This window comes from Enterobacter sp. FW301-JW81 (assembly GCF_058788735.1).
In genome coordinates, this window is sequence record NZ_JBYTBA010000005.1 from 339526 (window position 1) to 353569 (window position 14044).

The 14044-nt window shown below is 61.0% G+C and carries 15 protein-coding genes; 8 read left to right on the forward strand and 7 right to left on the reverse strand.

The genetic code is table 11. From position 1 onward, the window contains the following. Nucleotides 1-7: 7 nt before the first annotated feature. The 4 genes from entE to entH are packed head-to-tail and all read left to right on the forward strand — an operon-like array spanning nucleotide 8 to nucleotide 3649. The gene (gene entE, locus AC3WOK_RS17290; protein WP_063955478.1) at nucleotides 8-1618 is read left to right on the forward strand and encodes a (2,3-dihydroxybenzoyl)adenylate synthase EntE; all 1611 of its coding nucleotides are present in this window, start codon (nucleotides 8-10) and stop codon (nucleotides 1616-1618) included. Between the two features lie 10 nt (nucleotides 1619-1628). Further along, a complete protein-coding gene (locus tag AC3WOK_RS17295; RefSeq protein WP_063955480.1) occupies nucleotides 1629-2483 on the forward strand; it encodes an isochorismatase in 855 nt (284 codons plus the stop codon). Further along, nucleotides 2483-3235, forward strand: a complete 753-nt coding sequence (gene entA, locus AC3WOK_RS17300; RefSeq protein ID WP_059310785.1) for a 2,3-dihydro-2,3-dihydroxybenzoate dehydrogenase EntA — start codon at nucleotides 2483-2485, stop codon at nucleotides 3233-3235. Before AC3WOK_RS17295 ends, entA begins: the two co-directional genes overlap by 1 nt. Continuing rightward, nucleotides 3236-3649, forward strand: a complete 414-nt coding sequence (gene entH, locus AC3WOK_RS17305; RefSeq protein ID WP_429053461.1) for a proofreading thioesterase EntH — start codon at nucleotides 3236-3238, stop codon at nucleotides 3647-3649. It abuts the gene before it with no gap. A 67-nt stretch (nucleotides 3650-3716) separates the two neighbouring features. Here the strand turns inward: entH and AC3WOK_RS17310 are convergent, their stop codons facing one another. From AC3WOK_RS17310 to AC3WOK_RS17320, 3 genes are read right to left on the reverse strand one after another with little or no spacing between them, the layout of a single operon-like run. Next, entirely contained in the window at nucleotides 3717-4829 is a 1113-nt protein-coding gene (locus tag AC3WOK_RS17310; protein ID WP_492354875.1) for a M20 family metallopeptidase, read from the reverse strand. Between the two features lie 13 nt (nucleotides 4830-4842). Continuing rightward, nucleotides 4843-5307: a YjiG family protein gene (locus tag AC3WOK_RS17315; protein ID WP_047347137.1), complete on the reverse strand. Its 465-nt coding sequence runs from the start codon at nucleotides 5305-5307 to the stop codon at nucleotides 4843-4845. Beyond that, nucleotides 5304-5999 carry a nucleoside recognition domain-containing protein gene (locus AC3WOK_RS17320; RefSeq protein ID WP_059310788.1) on the reverse strand — a complete coding sequence of 232 codons (696 nt, stop codon included), beginning with the start codon at nucleotides 5997-5999 and terminating at the stop codon, nucleotides 5304-5306. The genes AC3WOK_RS17315 and AC3WOK_RS17320 overlap by 4 nt, the downstream gene beginning before the upstream one ends. A gap of 268 nt (nucleotides 6000-6267) precedes the next feature. On the opposite strand from AC3WOK_RS17320, the gene cstA reads away from it, so the two are divergent. Beyond that, nucleotides 6268-8373 (forward strand): pyruvate/proton symporter CstA, encoded by a 2106-nt coding sequence (cstA, locus tag AC3WOK_RS17325; RefSeq protein ID WP_492354876.1) that lies wholly within the window; start codon nucleotides 6268-6270, stop codon nucleotides 8371-8373. Nucleotides 8374-8431: 58 nt separating this feature from the next. Then, nucleotides 8432-8629 carry a YbdD/YjiX family protein gene (locus AC3WOK_RS17330; RefSeq protein ID WP_063955485.1) on the forward strand — a complete coding sequence of 66 codons (198 nt, stop codon included), beginning with the start codon at nucleotides 8432-8434 and terminating at the stop codon, nucleotides 8627-8629. On the opposite strand, the gene AC3WOK_RS17335 is transcribed toward AC3WOK_RS17330, so the two are convergent. From AC3WOK_RS17335 to AC3WOK_RS17350, 4 genes are all read right to left on the reverse strand, one after another. After that, nucleotides 8626-9030, reverse strand: a complete 405-nt coding sequence (locus tag AC3WOK_RS17335) for a helix-turn-helix domain-containing protein (RefSeq protein WP_492354877.1) — start codon at nucleotides 9028-9030, stop codon at nucleotides 8626-8628. The two genes, AC3WOK_RS17330 and AC3WOK_RS17335, sit on opposite strands and share 4 nt — an antisense overlap. Continuing rightward, entirely contained in the window at nucleotides 9002-9307 is a 306-nt protein-coding gene (locus AC3WOK_RS17340) for a type II toxin-antitoxin system RelE family toxin (RefSeq protein ID WP_492354878.1), read from the reverse strand. The genes AC3WOK_RS17335 and AC3WOK_RS17340 overlap by 29 nt, the downstream gene beginning before the upstream one ends. Nucleotides 9308-9490: 183 nt before the next feature. Then, entirely contained in the window at nucleotides 9491-10234 is a 744-nt protein-coding gene (locus AC3WOK_RS17345; protein ID WP_059310793.1) for an SDR family NAD(P)-dependent oxidoreductase, read from the reverse strand. A gap of 57 nt (nucleotides 10235-10291) precedes the next feature. Beyond that, nucleotides 10292-11380 carry an oxidoreductase gene (locus tag AC3WOK_RS17350; RefSeq protein WP_492354879.1) on the reverse strand — a complete coding sequence of 363 codons (1089 nt, stop codon included), beginning with the start codon at nucleotides 11378-11380 and terminating at the stop codon, nucleotides 10292-10294. Between the two features lie 159 nt (nucleotides 11381-11539). Between AC3WOK_RS17350 and AC3WOK_RS17355 the strand changes: the two genes are divergently transcribed. Both AC3WOK_RS17355 and AC3WOK_RS17360 read left to right on the forward strand, forming a co-directional pair. Next, a complete protein-coding gene (locus tag AC3WOK_RS17355; RefSeq protein WP_063955492.1) occupies nucleotides 11540-13042 on the forward strand; it encodes a sugar ABC transporter ATP-binding protein in 1503 nt (500 codons plus the stop codon). Further along, nucleotides 13039-14034, forward strand: a complete 996-nt coding sequence (locus tag AC3WOK_RS17360; RefSeq protein WP_492354880.1) for an ABC transporter permease — start codon at nucleotides 13039-13041, stop codon at nucleotides 14032-14034. Before AC3WOK_RS17355 ends, AC3WOK_RS17360 begins: the two co-directional genes overlap by 4 nt. Nucleotides 14035-14044 lie beyond the last annotated feature (10 nt).

Consider the following 14044-nt stretch of genomic DNA (forward strand, 5'->3'; position numbering starts at 1 on the left):
AAGACTGATGACCATTCCCTTTACCCGCTGGCCTGAGGATTTTGCGCGGCGCTACCGTGAAAAAGGCTACTGGCAGGATCTGCCGCTGACCCACATCCTGACGGATCGGGCGAATAGCGATGCGGTGGCGATTATCGACGGCGAACGTCGCATGACCTACCGCGCGTTTAATGAGTCCGTAAACAACCTGGCTTCAGCCCTTCAGGCGCGCGGGCTGCAGCGCGGCGAGACGGCGCTGGTGCAGCTTGGCAACGTGGCCGAGTTCTACATCACCTTCTTCGCGCTGCTGCAAATCGGCGTCGCGCCGGTCAACGCGCTCTACAGCCACCAGCGCAGCGAGCTGAACGCCTACGCCCTGCAAATCAAACCCGCCGTGCTGATCGCCGATCGCGACCACGCGCTGTTCGCGGGCGATAACTTCCTCAACGCTTTCGTGGATGAACACCGTTCGGTACGCGTCGTCCTGCTTCGCGGTGGCGGGGACGAGCATGCGCTGGAGGTGGCGATTACCCGCCCGGCGGACAATTTTATTGCCAACCCGACGCCCGCCGACGAGGTGGCGTTTTTCCAGCTCTCCGGCGGCAGCACCGGCACGCCCAAGCTTATCCCGCGCACGCATAACGATTACGACTACAGCATTCGCCGCAGCAACGAGATCTGCGGCATTACCGCCGAAACGCGTTACCTGAACGCGCTCCCTGCGGCGCATAACTACGCCATGAGCTCCCCGGGAGCGCTGGGCGTCTTTACCGCAGGCGGCTGCGTGGTGCTGGCGAACGATCCGAGCGCCACGCTCTGCTTCCCGCTGATTGAACGGCATCAGGTTAACGTCACCTCGCTGGTGCCCCCGGCGGTCAGCCTGTGGCTGCAGGCCATCGCCGACGGGGCGGGCATTGCGCAGCTTAAGTCCCTCAAATTGCTGCAGGTGGGCGGCGCGCGCCTTTCCGCCACGCTCGCGGCGCGCATTCCGGCGGAAATCGGCTGCCAGCTTCAGCAGGTGTTCGGCATGGCGGAAGGGCTGGTGAACTACACCGCGCTCGACGACGCGCCGGAGCGCATCATCAACACCCAGGGCCGCCCGATGTGCCCCGATGACGAGGTGTGGGTGGCGGACGAGCACGGCAACCCGCTGCCGCGCGGCGAGGTCGGGCGTCTGATGACGCGCGGTCCGTACACCTTCCGCGGCTATTTTAACAGCCCGGAACACAACGCCAGCGCCTTCGACGCCGACGGCTTTTACTGCTCCGGCGATCTGATCGCCATCGACGAGCAGGGCTACATCACCGTGCAGGGACGCGAGAAGGATCAGATCAACCGCGGCGGGGAGAAGATCGCCGCCGAAGAGATCGAGAACCTGCTGCTGCGCCATGAGGCGGTGATCCACGCCGCGCTGGTGAGCATGGAGGACAGCCTGCTGGGCGAGAAGAGCTGCGCGTATCTGGTGGTGAAACAGCCCCTACGCGCGGTCGAGGTGCGTCGCTTCCTGCGCGAGCAGGGCGTTGCCGAATTTAAGCTGCCGGACCGCGTGGAGAGCGTGGATGCGCTCCCGCTAACGCCGGTCGGCAAAGTCGATAAGAAACAGTTGCGCCTGTGGCTTGCTGAACGCGCCCGGGGCTGAGGAACAAAGTATGGCTATCCCAAAATTAACCGCTTACGCGCTGCCAACCGCCGCAGAGCTGCCGACCAGTAAAGTGAACTGGGCGTTTGAGCCTGAACGCGCGGCGCTGCTGATCCACGATATGCAGGAATACTTCCTGAACTTCTGGGGCGAAAATAGCGCGATGATGCAGCAGGTGGTGGCGAACATCGCTAAACTTCGCGATTACTGCAAAGCGCACAATATTCCGGTCTACTACACCGCCCAGCCGAAAGAGCAGAGTGACGAGGACCGCGCCCTGCTCAACGACATGTGGGGGCCGGGCCTGACCCGCTCGCCGGAGCAGCAGCGTATCGTCGCTCAGCTGACGCCGGACGAAGCGGACACCGTGCTGGTGAAGTGGCGCTACAGCGCGTTCCACCGCTCGCCGCTGGAGCAGATGTTGAAAGAGACGGGCCGCAACCAGCTGCTGATTACCGGCGTGTATGCCCACATCGGCTGTATGACCACTGCCACCGATGCCTTTATGCGCGACATCAAGCCGTTCTTTATTGCCGACGCGCTGGCGGATTTCACCCGCGACGAGCACCTGATGTCCCTTAACTACGTGGCCGGGCGTTCAGGCCGCGTGGTGATGACCGACGAGCTGCTGCCGTCCGTTCCGGCGACCAAAGGCGCGCTGCGCGAGCTGATCCTGCCGCTGCTGGACGAGTCCGACGAGCCGATGGATGACGAAAACCTGATCGACTACGGCCTGGACTCGGTGCGCATGATGGCGCTGGCCGCGCGCTGGCGCAAAGTGCACGGCGATATCGACTTCGTGATGCTGGCAAAAAATCCAACAATCGACGCCTGGTGGGCGCTGCTCTCCCGCGAGGTGAAGTAATGGGATTTGATTTCACCGGTAAAACCGTCTGGGTGACGGGGGCGGGTAAAGGCATTGGCTACGCGACGGCGCTGGCGTTTGCCGAAGCCGGCGCGCAGGTGACCGGGTTCGACCTGGCGTTTCCGCTGGACGATTATCCGTTTGCCATCGAAACGCTGGACGTGGCGGATTTTGCTCAGGTCAGCGAGGTGTGTGGCCGTTTGCTTAATACCCTTGAGCGTCTGGACGTGCTGGTCAACGCGGCGGGTATTCTGCGCATGGGGGCGACGGACCAGCTCTCGCAGGCGGACTGGCAGCAGACCTTCGCGGTCAACGTTGGCGGGGCGTTTAACCTGTTCCAGCAGACGATGGGCCAGTTTCGCCGTCAGCAGGGCGGGGCGATTGTGACGGTGGCCTCTGACGCGGCGCATACGCCGCGCATCGGCATGAGCGCCTACGGCGCCTCGAAAGCGGCGCTGAAAAGCCTGGCATTGACCGTCGGTCTGGAGCTGGCGGGCAGCGGCGTGCGCTGCAACCTGGTGTCGCCGGGGTCAACGGATACCGATATGCAGCGCACCCTGTGGAAAAGCGACGATGCGGAGCAGCAGCGCATTCGCGGCTTTGGCGAGCAGTTTAAGCTCGGCATTCCGCTCGGCAAAATCGCCCGTCCGCAGGAGATTGCCAGCACGGTGCTGTTCCTCGCCTCCGATGCCGCCAGCCATATCACCCTGCAGGATATCGTGGTGGACGGCGGCTCCACGCTGGGGGCGTAGATGATCTGGAAACGTCACTTACCGCTCGAGGAGCTGAACGCCACCAGCCTGAACACCCTGGTGGCGCACCTCGGCATCGTCTATACCCGCATCGGGGACGACACGCTGGAAGCGGAGATGCCGGTGGATGCGCGTACCCACCAGCCGTTTGGCCTGCTGCACGGCGGGGCCTCCGCGGCGCTGGCGGAAACGCTGGGCTCGATGGCCGGGTATCTGATGACCCGCGACGGGCAGAGCGTGGTGGGAACAGAGCTGAACGCCACGCATCACCGCGCGGTGTCGCACGGCAAGGTGCGCGGCGTGTGTCAGCCACTGCATCTGGGGCGTTCCAGCCAGAGCTGGGAGATTGTGGTTTTCGACGAGCAGGGACGGCGGTGCTGTACGTGTCGGTTAAGTACGATGGTGCTGGGTTGATTTTGTACGGTCTGTTGCCCTCACCCTAACCCTCTCCCACAGGGAGAGGGGACGGTTTAGTGCAAAATTAGAGCATAGAGACTACACGTCTGAGTAATCGAATTCTCGGCTCAATCGACGCTTTATCCAGCCACTCCGCCGGGCTGTGGAACCCGGCGCCAATCGGCCCCAGGCCGTCGAGCGTCGGGATGCCGAGCGCAGCGGTGTGGTTGGCGTCGCTGCCGCCGCCGACCGCCTGCCAGGTAATGTCGATACCCTCCGCTTTTCCTGCAGCTTCAACCTGCTGCATCAGGGCCTGAGTCGCTTTACTGGTTGCCATCGCCGGTTTGTGATTCACCCGCGCGAGCGTAGTGGTCACGCCGTCTAAAAAGCCTTTTTCACATAACGCCTCCAGCGCCTGATTCACCCGGTCGTACTCGTCGTTTTCCCAGAAGCGCACGTCCAGTTCTGCCACGGCGCTGTCCGCGACCACGTTCGCCGCGCTGCCACCCTGAATCACGCCGACGTTGAGCGTGGTGCCGCGATCCCAGTCTGTCAGCGCATTAATGGCGATGACGCTGTTTGCCAGCGCGGTAATCGCCGAGCGGCCTTTCTCCGGGTCGTTGCCCGCGTGTGCCGCCACGCCGCTGAAGGTGAGGTGATAGCCAGCCATGCCTTTACGCGCTTTCACCAGCGAGCCGTCGGCGCGGGCGGCCTCGCACACCAGCACGCAGCGGGAACGCTTAGCCAGCTCGCCAATCCATTCGTGGGAATAGACAGAGCCAGTCTCTTCGTCCGGGTTCATCGCGACGGCAATCGCGAGACGCTCGTTGTCTGCGGCGTCGAGCCCGCGCATTGCCCACAAAATATTCAGAAGTCCGCTCTTCATATCCGAGACGCCGGGGCCGTACAGACGGGTATCGTCCTCGCTCAGCGGACGCCCGGCCACGGTTCCAGCAGGAAACACGGTATCCAGATGGCCGACCAGCAGCACGTCGAACCGTTCCGCCTGCGGCTTGTTGCTGACGAAGACGCCGGGGCCCACCTTGTCGCCCAAATTCACCTGCTCCGTGTGCCAGCCCTCGCGCTGCCAGAGCTGCTGCATGATGCCTGCGACGGCTGCGACGCCGTCAATCGTCTGGGTTCCGCAGTCCACGTTCACCAGGGTTTTCAGTTCTTCAATGTAATGGTCAAGATTCATGTTCACGTCCTGTTCAGAGAATAATGCGCATCAGCAGCATGGCTAAAAATGCGTTGACGACCGAGATGGCGATCATCAGCGGAATGCGTTTGGCGCGGGTGCCGATCACCCCCAGAATGCGGCCCAGGTACTGCACCTGCGAGCCCATCAGGTAGATGGCGGGCGCCAGGATCGCCAGGTGCTCGCCGGTGAGGATGCCTTTATCAAACAGGCCGATGGCGACGCCGATCCCGCCGCCCATCGACATCCAGCCGCCAATCAGTACCGCGGCGGCCTCACCTGGCAGGCCGAACAGGCCCATTAACGGGGCGAAGATCGTGCCCAGCCCTTTCAGGGCACCGGTAATTTCCAGCGCTTTGATGATGATAAACGCCATCACCACGTTGGGCAGGGTGCTGCTGGTGGCAATGCTCCAGCCTTTGCGCGCGCCTTCGATAAACACATCGGTAATGACGGGGTTGGACTGTGGGGCGCTCATGCTGCTTCTCCTTTACCGGTGAAAGAGAGGATCAATCGCAGCAGATTGGCGCCCACGATTTTCATGATGAACATAACGGCGATACAGGCCCCGATGGAGGTAGGTACCGCAGCCGTGCCGTCAACGGCGACCAGCGTAAAGAGGATGGCGCCGGAAGAGAAAAAGTTGGTGATCATCGCCCCGGCGGAGAACTGGAACATGGCGAAGACGTCTTTCTCTTTTTCGCTGATTTGCCCTTCGTCTGACAGATTGCGGGTAAGCGACGCGCCCACGTCGGTGCTTTGCAGGCTGCCAATCAGCGCCAGCCCGGTGGTGCCGGGAATGCCCAGCAGCGGGCGCAGCAGAGGGGTCAAGAGCTTGCGGGCGGCACGCAGGGCGCCGTAGTGCTCCAGCACGTTGATCATCCCTAGCGCAAACATCACGGCCGGAATTAAACCGAGCGCGAAGAGAAACCCGTCCATCGCGCCGCTGCCGCCGGTGCCGCGAAAGGCGCTGCTGGCGGTCGTCAGGGTGCCATCCTCCAGGCTGGCTTTACTGACCACTTTGCCAAACGCGCCGTTGAGGGTGGTGAAATCAAAAACGCCGTACCACTCTTTTCCGCCCAGCAGGCCAGAGAAGAAAACGGCTGCAAACGCCAGGGCGAAGTACGCGCCGGGCCCGACCTTACTATCCTGAGGTACTGAACTGTTCATATCCTTTTCCTTGTATGCACGCCATTGCGCAGGATCATTCTGGCGAGGTTATAAGCAAAAAAAATGATACAAATCATTCCGTAAGGCAGTGCCTGGACGAAAAAGGCAAAAGTGTGACCGGTGACGGTACGAAAGTGATCGGCTTAACAATGTGGTGTAAATGTGTGGTTTGACCACGCATAATTGCGTTTCAAAGTTGTTAAATTTTATCCGTTGTTCTAGAAACAAAATGTAACATCTCACTGTTTCACAACAACGGAAAACCACGATGAACAACTCAGGGAAATACCTTACATGGGCAGGGCTCTCCGTTGTGGGAGCCTTTGCCCTGGGCTATATCGCCCTCAACCGGGGGGAGCAGATCAACGCGCTGTGGATCGTTGTCGCCTCCGTCTGCATTTATCTGATCGCGTATCGTTTTTATGGCCGCTATATCGCGAAGAACGTCTTAGGCGTTGACGCGACGCGCATGACGCCCGCGGTCCGTCATAACGACGGGCTGGACTACGTTCCGACCGACAAAAAAGTGCTGTTCGGTCACCACTTTGCGGCGATTGCCGGGGCTGGCCCGCTGGTGGGGCCGGTGCTGGCGGCGCAGATGGGCTACCTGCCGGGGATGATCTGGATCCTCGCCGGCGTGGTGCTGGCGGGCGCGGTGCAGGACTTTATGGTGCTGTTCGTCTCCACCCGCCGCGACGGGCGTTCGCTGGGCGAGCTGGTGAAAGAGGAGATGGGGGCAACGGCCGGGGTGATTGCGCTGGTGGCGACCTTTATGATCATGGTGATCATCCTCGCGGTGCTGGCAATGATCGTGGTGAAAGCGCTGACCCACAGCCCGTGGGGGACGTACACCGTTGCCTTCACCATTCCGCTGGCGCTGTTTATGGGGATCTACATCCGCTATCTGCGTCCGGGCCGCATTGGTGAAGTGTCGGTGATTGGCCTGGTGTTTCTCGTGTTCGCCATTATCTCCGGCGGCTGGGTAGCGGAAAGCCCGACCTGGGCACCGTTCTTTGACTTTACCGGCGTACAGCTGACCTGGATGCTGGTGGGCTACGGCTTTGTGGCGGCGGTGCTGCCGGTGTGGCTCCTGCTGGCTCCGCGCGACTACCTCTCCACCTTCCTGAAAATCGGCACCATCGTCGGGCTGGCGATCGGCATTCTGATTATGCGTCCGACCCTGACCATGCCTGCGCTGACCAAATTCATCGACGGCACCGGCCCGGTCTGGACCGGCAACCTGTTCCCGTTCCTGTTTATCACCATCGCCTGCGGTGCGGTGTCGGGCTTCCACGCGCTGATTGCCTCGGGCACCACGCCGAAGATGCTGGCGAATGAAAATCAGGCCTGCCTGATTGGCTACGGCGGCATGCTGATGGAGTCTTTCGTTGCCATCATGGCGCTGGTCTCCGCCTGCATCATCGACCCGGGCGTCTACTTCGCGATGAACAGCCCGATGGCGGTGCTGGCACCTGCCGGCACCGCTGACGTCGTCGCGTCTGCCGCGCAGGTCGTGAGTGGATGGGGCTTTGCGATTACGCCAGACACGTTAACCAGCATTGCGAATGAGGTGGGCGAGCAGTCGATCATATCCCGCGCGGGCGGGGCGCCGACGCTTGCGGTGGGCATGGCCTACATTCTCCATGGCGCGCTGGGCGGGCTGATGGACGTGTCGTTCTGGTATCACTTCGCCATTCTGTTTGAAGCGCTGTTTATCCTGACGGCGGTGGATGCGGGCACCCGCGCGGCGCGCTTTATGCTGCAGGATCTGCTGGGCGTGATCTCCCCGAACCTGAAGCGTACCGATTCGCTCCCGGCTAACCTGCTGGCAACGGCGCTGTGCGTGCTGGCGTGGGGCTATTTCCTGCATCAGGGCGTGGTGGATCCGCTGGGTGGGATTAACACCCTGTGGCCGCTGTTCGGTATTGCCAACCAGATGCTGGCAGGCATGGCGCTGATGCTCTGCGCGGTGGTGCTGTTCAAGATGAAGCGCCAGCGCTACGCGTGGGTGGCGCTGGTGCCAACGGCGTGGCTGCTGATTTGTACCCTGACGGCGGGCTGGCAGAAGGCCTTCAGCCCGGACAACAAGGTGGGCTTCCTGGCGATTGCCAACAAGTTCCAGGCGATGATCGACAGCGGCAAGATCCCGGCGCAGTATACGGAATCACAGCTGTCGCAGCTGGTGTTTAACAACCGTCTGGACGCCGGGCTGACCATCTTCTTTATGGTGGTGGTCGTGGTGCTGGCGTTGTATTCTCTCAAAACCGCGCTGGCGGCGTTGAAAGTTGACAAGCCAACGGCAAAAGAGACGCCTTACGAGCCAATGCCTGAAAACCTGGAAGAGATTGTCACCCAGGCCAAAGGGGCACATTAACCTGTGTGCCGGGTGGCGCTAGCGCTTACCCGGCCTACATTTCTGTGAGACCAGAATTATGTTCGACACCCTTTCCAAAGCAGGTAAGTACCTGGGCCAGGCCGCCAAAATGATGATTGGCGTGCCGGACTACGACAACTACGTCGAGCATATGCGGGTTAACCATCCGGACCAGGCGCCAATGACGTACGAAGAATTTTTCCGCGATCGTCAGGACGCGCGCTACGGCGGCAAGGGCGGGGCGAAGTGCTGTTAACCCTCTTTCGGTAAATAGAGGCTCATCTGCTCCTGCTTACAGCCGTATATGGCCGCCAGTTTTTCGCGGGTGCGCTTTTGCGGACGGGAGTCCAGCGCCTCTAGCTGTGACACGGCAGACTGGCTGATGCCGAGTTTCTCCGCCACCTCCTGCTGGGACATGCCGCGCAGGATGCGCCATGCGGCCTGCAGGCTGACGTTCTGCCAGGTCATGATGCTGCACACTTCTCCGGGCAATTCCACGTCATCCAGACTATCGTGTTCGACCTCAATATCCTCAAGATCGTCATCGGTTTCGTCGTCAATTTCTGCCATCTGTAAGAGCATACGAAAATATTCGTGATAGGGAATAACGACGTACTGCGTTTTCCCGTTATCGTCCTTGATTAGCTGTACAGCCATAGTTGGCACTCTCCTCATGCAGGTAAGTCGTTGAAGTTCTGCGCTTGACGGCCAAAACATAACAGTGGTTATCGGGATCGCCCCGAAGCGTATAGATGATGCGGTAATCGCCAACGCGTAGCCGGAAATGATCTTCTGTCGCCGATATTTTTTTGATATCGGGCCGGGGAGCTGAACGGTCATCCAGCTCGGCAAGCTTTACCTCAATGCGTCGCTGATACCGCTCTTCAATCTTTGAAAACGCCTTCTTTGCACCATTGGACCAGACAATCTTCATCCGTACCTCCACTGTACGCCCACACAAAATATAAGGAAATAATAAGACTATTAGATAAATTCCGAATTTCTTATGGGGGACTGTAGACTCGACAAACAGCGGAAAAAAGGGGCAAAACGCAAACCGTCGAAGCGGCTCGAAAAGGCCTCTGCCGAACGACAGAGGCTTGCACAATATCTGCGATCAGGCGTTCAACCCGCCGTCCACATCCAGCCCCGTACCGGAGATCTGCCCGGCGGCCGGGCTTGCCAGGAACGTCACCGCCGCCGCAACGTCTTCTGGCTGGCCGTAATGACCGATGGCAATCATCTGGCGCTGTGCTTCCGCCTGCTCCCCGTCCTCCGGGTTCATATCGCTGTTTGTCGGTCCAGGGTGAACAAGGTTAACGGTGATGCCGCGCGGACCTAAATCGCGCGCCAGGCCACGGGTGAGGGAGTTAAGGGCAGACTTCGTCATTGAGTAGACGGCAATGCCGGGCTGCGCCACGCGGTTAGCCAGACAGCTGCCGATGTTGATAATGCGCCCGCCGTCGGACATATGCACCAGCGCTTCCTGAATGGCGATGACCACCCCACGAATATTGACGTTGATAAGGGCGTCAATGTCCGCCAGCGTCATGGACTCCAGCGGGCCGCCGCGAGCGATCCCGGCGTTGTTGACCAGAATGTCCAGCCCGCCGAGGGAGCGCGCTGCATGGGTGACGGCATCCTGAATGGCCTGCGCGCTGGCGCTGTCGGCCTGCACCGCTTCACCGTGCCGCCCAAGAGCCTTTATTTCATCGGCAACCGCCTGGGCTTTGTCGGCAGATTTTTCATACGTAATAACCACGTCGGCACCGGCGCGCGCCAGCGACAGCGCGATAGCGCGACCCAACCCACGGCTGGCGCCGGTAACCAGCGCCTTCTTACCTGTTAAATCGATCTGCATGATGACCTCGTTGCGAGAGTGGTGAGAATCATCATTAGGTATAGACGGTCGGGGCGGTTAACGGCTGAAGTATTCCACCTTCTCAAACGCCGCGCGCAGAACGTCAGGCGTTAACGTCACCGGCAGATAATGAATCGACTCGACCGGGCGCAGGGTGTGGGCAATGACCTTATCCAGTTCGTCGCGGTTATGGATGTCAACGTCCAGCGCGCGAAGCGTGGTCGGCAGGTTAAAACGCCGATACGCCGAGACCAGCTGGCCCAGCACGTTGTCCTGGCCGAGGAGGGCGCTTTGCACCAGAATGCCGTAGGCCACCTTGGTACCGTGGAGGTATTTTTCCGTCTGCGGCAGCACGGTTAAGCCGTTATGCACCGCATGCGCCGCCGCCACGCGCGTATAGCGTTCGCCCAGCCCGCCGACCATCCCGCCGCCGGCAATAATGGCATCCACCACGTCCCTGAACGCCTGGGTTTGTTCGCCGCGCTGCTGGTCAGCCAGCGCTTCCTCGCTGTGCTCCAGCAGCACGTCGCGGATCGCCAGCGCGCCGTTAATGCCCAGACGCACGGTCAGCGGCAGGTTTTCAGGCTGCGGCGCGAGCACCACCGCTTCGTACCACTTCGCCAGCGTATCGCCAATCCCCGCCAGCAGATACTCAGCCGGCGCGTTGAGGATGATTTGCGGCTCCACCAGCACCAGGAAGTTAGCGTCGTCGAAGATCTCAAACTGCAGCGCCTGACCGGCATCGTTGTACCAGACGGAGAGCGGCGTCCACGCCGCACAGGTGGCAGCGACGGTAGGGATACCCACGAACGGCACGCCTAAACGACGCGCCACGGCTTTCACCGTATCCATCACCGCGCCGCCGCCAACGCCAATGACCACGCTCGCACCGCTGCCGGCTTCGTTAACCAGGTGAGTGACGTCGCGCTCGCTGCAGTGGCCCTTAAACAGCAGGTGCTTCGCCCCCGGCGCGTTAAAGCTCTCCGGCAGGAAAGGGCGCGCGCCTTCGATAGCACGCTCGCCGTAGATCCAGACCGCGCGGGAAAGCTGTTCCGGGGTAAAGAAATTATCCAGCTGCGCAAGGCTTCCGGGGTGAGAGAAGTAGTTCGCCGGGCCAGGCACGACGCGGATATCGGTGTTGCTCATGGTGTTGTCCTTTTTTAGCAAGCGCTAACCCGATGTTATGTCTGGACATCCGGATGGCTAATAATATTTCGCTTTATCTTATGCCTTTTCCGTCGTTGTCAGTCAACCGGAGCTGTGAAAAATTCGATAAATCAGAAGAGTAATGAAGGATTTACGCGGATGGTTTCCAGTCGCCTTGAAATGCGCGGTATCAGCCTGGCCTTTTCCGGCTTTCAGGCGCTGTCGCGCGTGAATTTCACCTTAACCGGCGGAACCGTTCATGCGCTGACCGGCGCCAACGGCGCGGGAAAATCGACCCTGATGGCGGTGCTGTGCGGCACGCACAACCACTATGAGGGTGAGATCAGCATTAACAACCAGCCGGTGACGATCCGCGAACCGCTTGATGCCAAACGGCTGGGGATCCACCTCGTACAGCAGGAGGTGGACGTAGCGCTGATCCCGGGGTTGAGCATCGCCGAGAACATCATGCTCGACCAGCTGGCGCAGCCGGGGCATCGCTTCAACTGGCGCGCGACCCGCCAGCAGGCAAGACAGGCGCTGGCGCAGCTGGATGTCTCTCTGGACGTACGCCGTTCCATCGACAGCTGTTCGCTGGCCGAAAAGCAGCAGATTTTGCTGGCACGCGCCTTGTCCCACCACTGCCGTTTTTTGATTCTTGATGAACCCACCGCGCCGCTGGATGCGCACGAGAGTGAGCGCCTGTTTGCCGTGGTAAGGCGCTTGAAGCAGCAGGGCATCGGGGTGGTGTTTATCTCGCATCGCATTCACGAGCTGAAGGCCATCTGCGACACCCTGACGGTGCTGCGCGACGGCAAGCTGATTGAGTCCGGCCCGATGGCGGACCTCAGCGGCGAAGCCATCGTCGAGAAGATGCTCGGCCACGTGCTGAGCGATATCTATCCGCCCGCACGACCGCCGCACGGCGGCGAAACGCTGCTGCGCGTGGAGGGCCTGCACGACGACGCGCTGCTGAAAGATATTTCCCTGCACCTGCGCAAAGGTGAAATTCTCGGCATCGCCGGGCTGGCGGGCGCGGGTAAAACCGAGCTCTGCAAGGCGCTGTTTGGCGCCAGCAGAAGCCGCGTGGCGCGCGGTGAGCTGAATCATCAGCCCTGGAAACCGCGTGACCCGGCGGATTCCGTGCTGCGCGGGCTGGCGCTGGTGCCGGAGGAGCGGCGCAAAGAGGGGATCTTTATCGATGAGCCGGTGAGCATGAACCTTGCCGTATGCGCCGATAACAGCTTTTCGCGCTGGAGCCTGTTCGGCCATCGTCAGGCGTGGCGCTGGGCGGAAGAGGTAATAGCCCGCGTTGGCGTTCGGGCGCGCGGGCCGGGGCAGGTGCTGCGCCGTCTGTCCGGGGGGAACCAGCAGAAGGTCGCCATCGGCAAATGGCTGCGCAATGACGCCAGCGTGCTCATATTCGACGAGCCGACCAAGGGCGTGGACGTGAAGGCCAAAACCGATCTGTTCCAGCTGATTGACGGCCTGGCGCGCGAGGGCAAAGGGGTCATTTACGCCTCCGGCGAATTTGCCGAGCTGGTGGGGCTGTGCGACCGCATCTGCGTGCTGTGGGACGGGCGCATCGTGGCGGAAATCGCCGGGGCCGAGGCCCGTGAAGAGACACTACTTTATTATTCAACCGGAGGAACGGCGCCGTGAGCAAGGCCCTTTCAGTGAACGCGGCGGCGTCTGGCCGTCAGCAGATTTTTGATTTTCTCTACAAGTGGGGCATGTTGCTGACCGTCGTCGCGCTGGTGGCCGTTTTTGGCCTGGCGTCGGACAACTTCCTCGACCCGAACAACATCATCAATATCCTGCGCTCGATCGCCATCGTGACGGTGATAGCGATTGGCGTGTCGATTTCCCTGACCATCGGCGGGTTCGATCTCTCCGTGGGGTCAACGGCGTCGCTGGCGAACGCGCTGGTGATTTCGCTTTTTGTCTGGCACGGCTTCGGTACCACCGAGTCGATTCTGATCACCCTCGCGCTCTGTACGCTGGTGGGGCTGTTTAACGCTTTTCTGATCGTCATCCTGCGTATTCCCGACATGCTCGCGACGCTTGCCAGCCTGTTTGTGATCCAGGGCGTGGCGATGACCTACAGCTACGGCGGGTCGATTACCGAAAACATGGTGCTGCCGAGCGGCGACATGGCGGAAGGCGCTATTCCGGCGGCGTTCAGCCTGCTGGGGCAGGTGCCAACCATCGTCATCATCATGCTGGTGGTGACGATTCTGGCCCAGCTTGGGCTATCGCTGACGACCCACGGTCGTCGGATGTACGCCATTGGCGGTAACCCGGAAGCGGCGCGCCTCTCCGGCATTCGGACCACGCGCTACAAGGTGGCGGCCTACGTGATTGCCTCTCTGCTGGCGGGCCTGGGCGGGATTTTGCTGGCGTCGCGCATTGGTTCGTCGCAGGTGAATGCGGGCGGCGGATACCTGATGGACGCGGTAGCCGCGGCCTGGATCGGCTTCTCGCTGGCCGGGTCCGGCAAGCCAAACGCGCTGGGGACGCTGGTCGGGGCGGTCATTCTTGGCGTGCTGTCGAACGGGCTGGTGATGCTCTCGGTGCCGTATTACGCCATGGACATTATAAAAGGGCTGGTGCTCGCGGTAGCGCTGGCGATTACCTACATACAAAAACGCTGACAACACAACG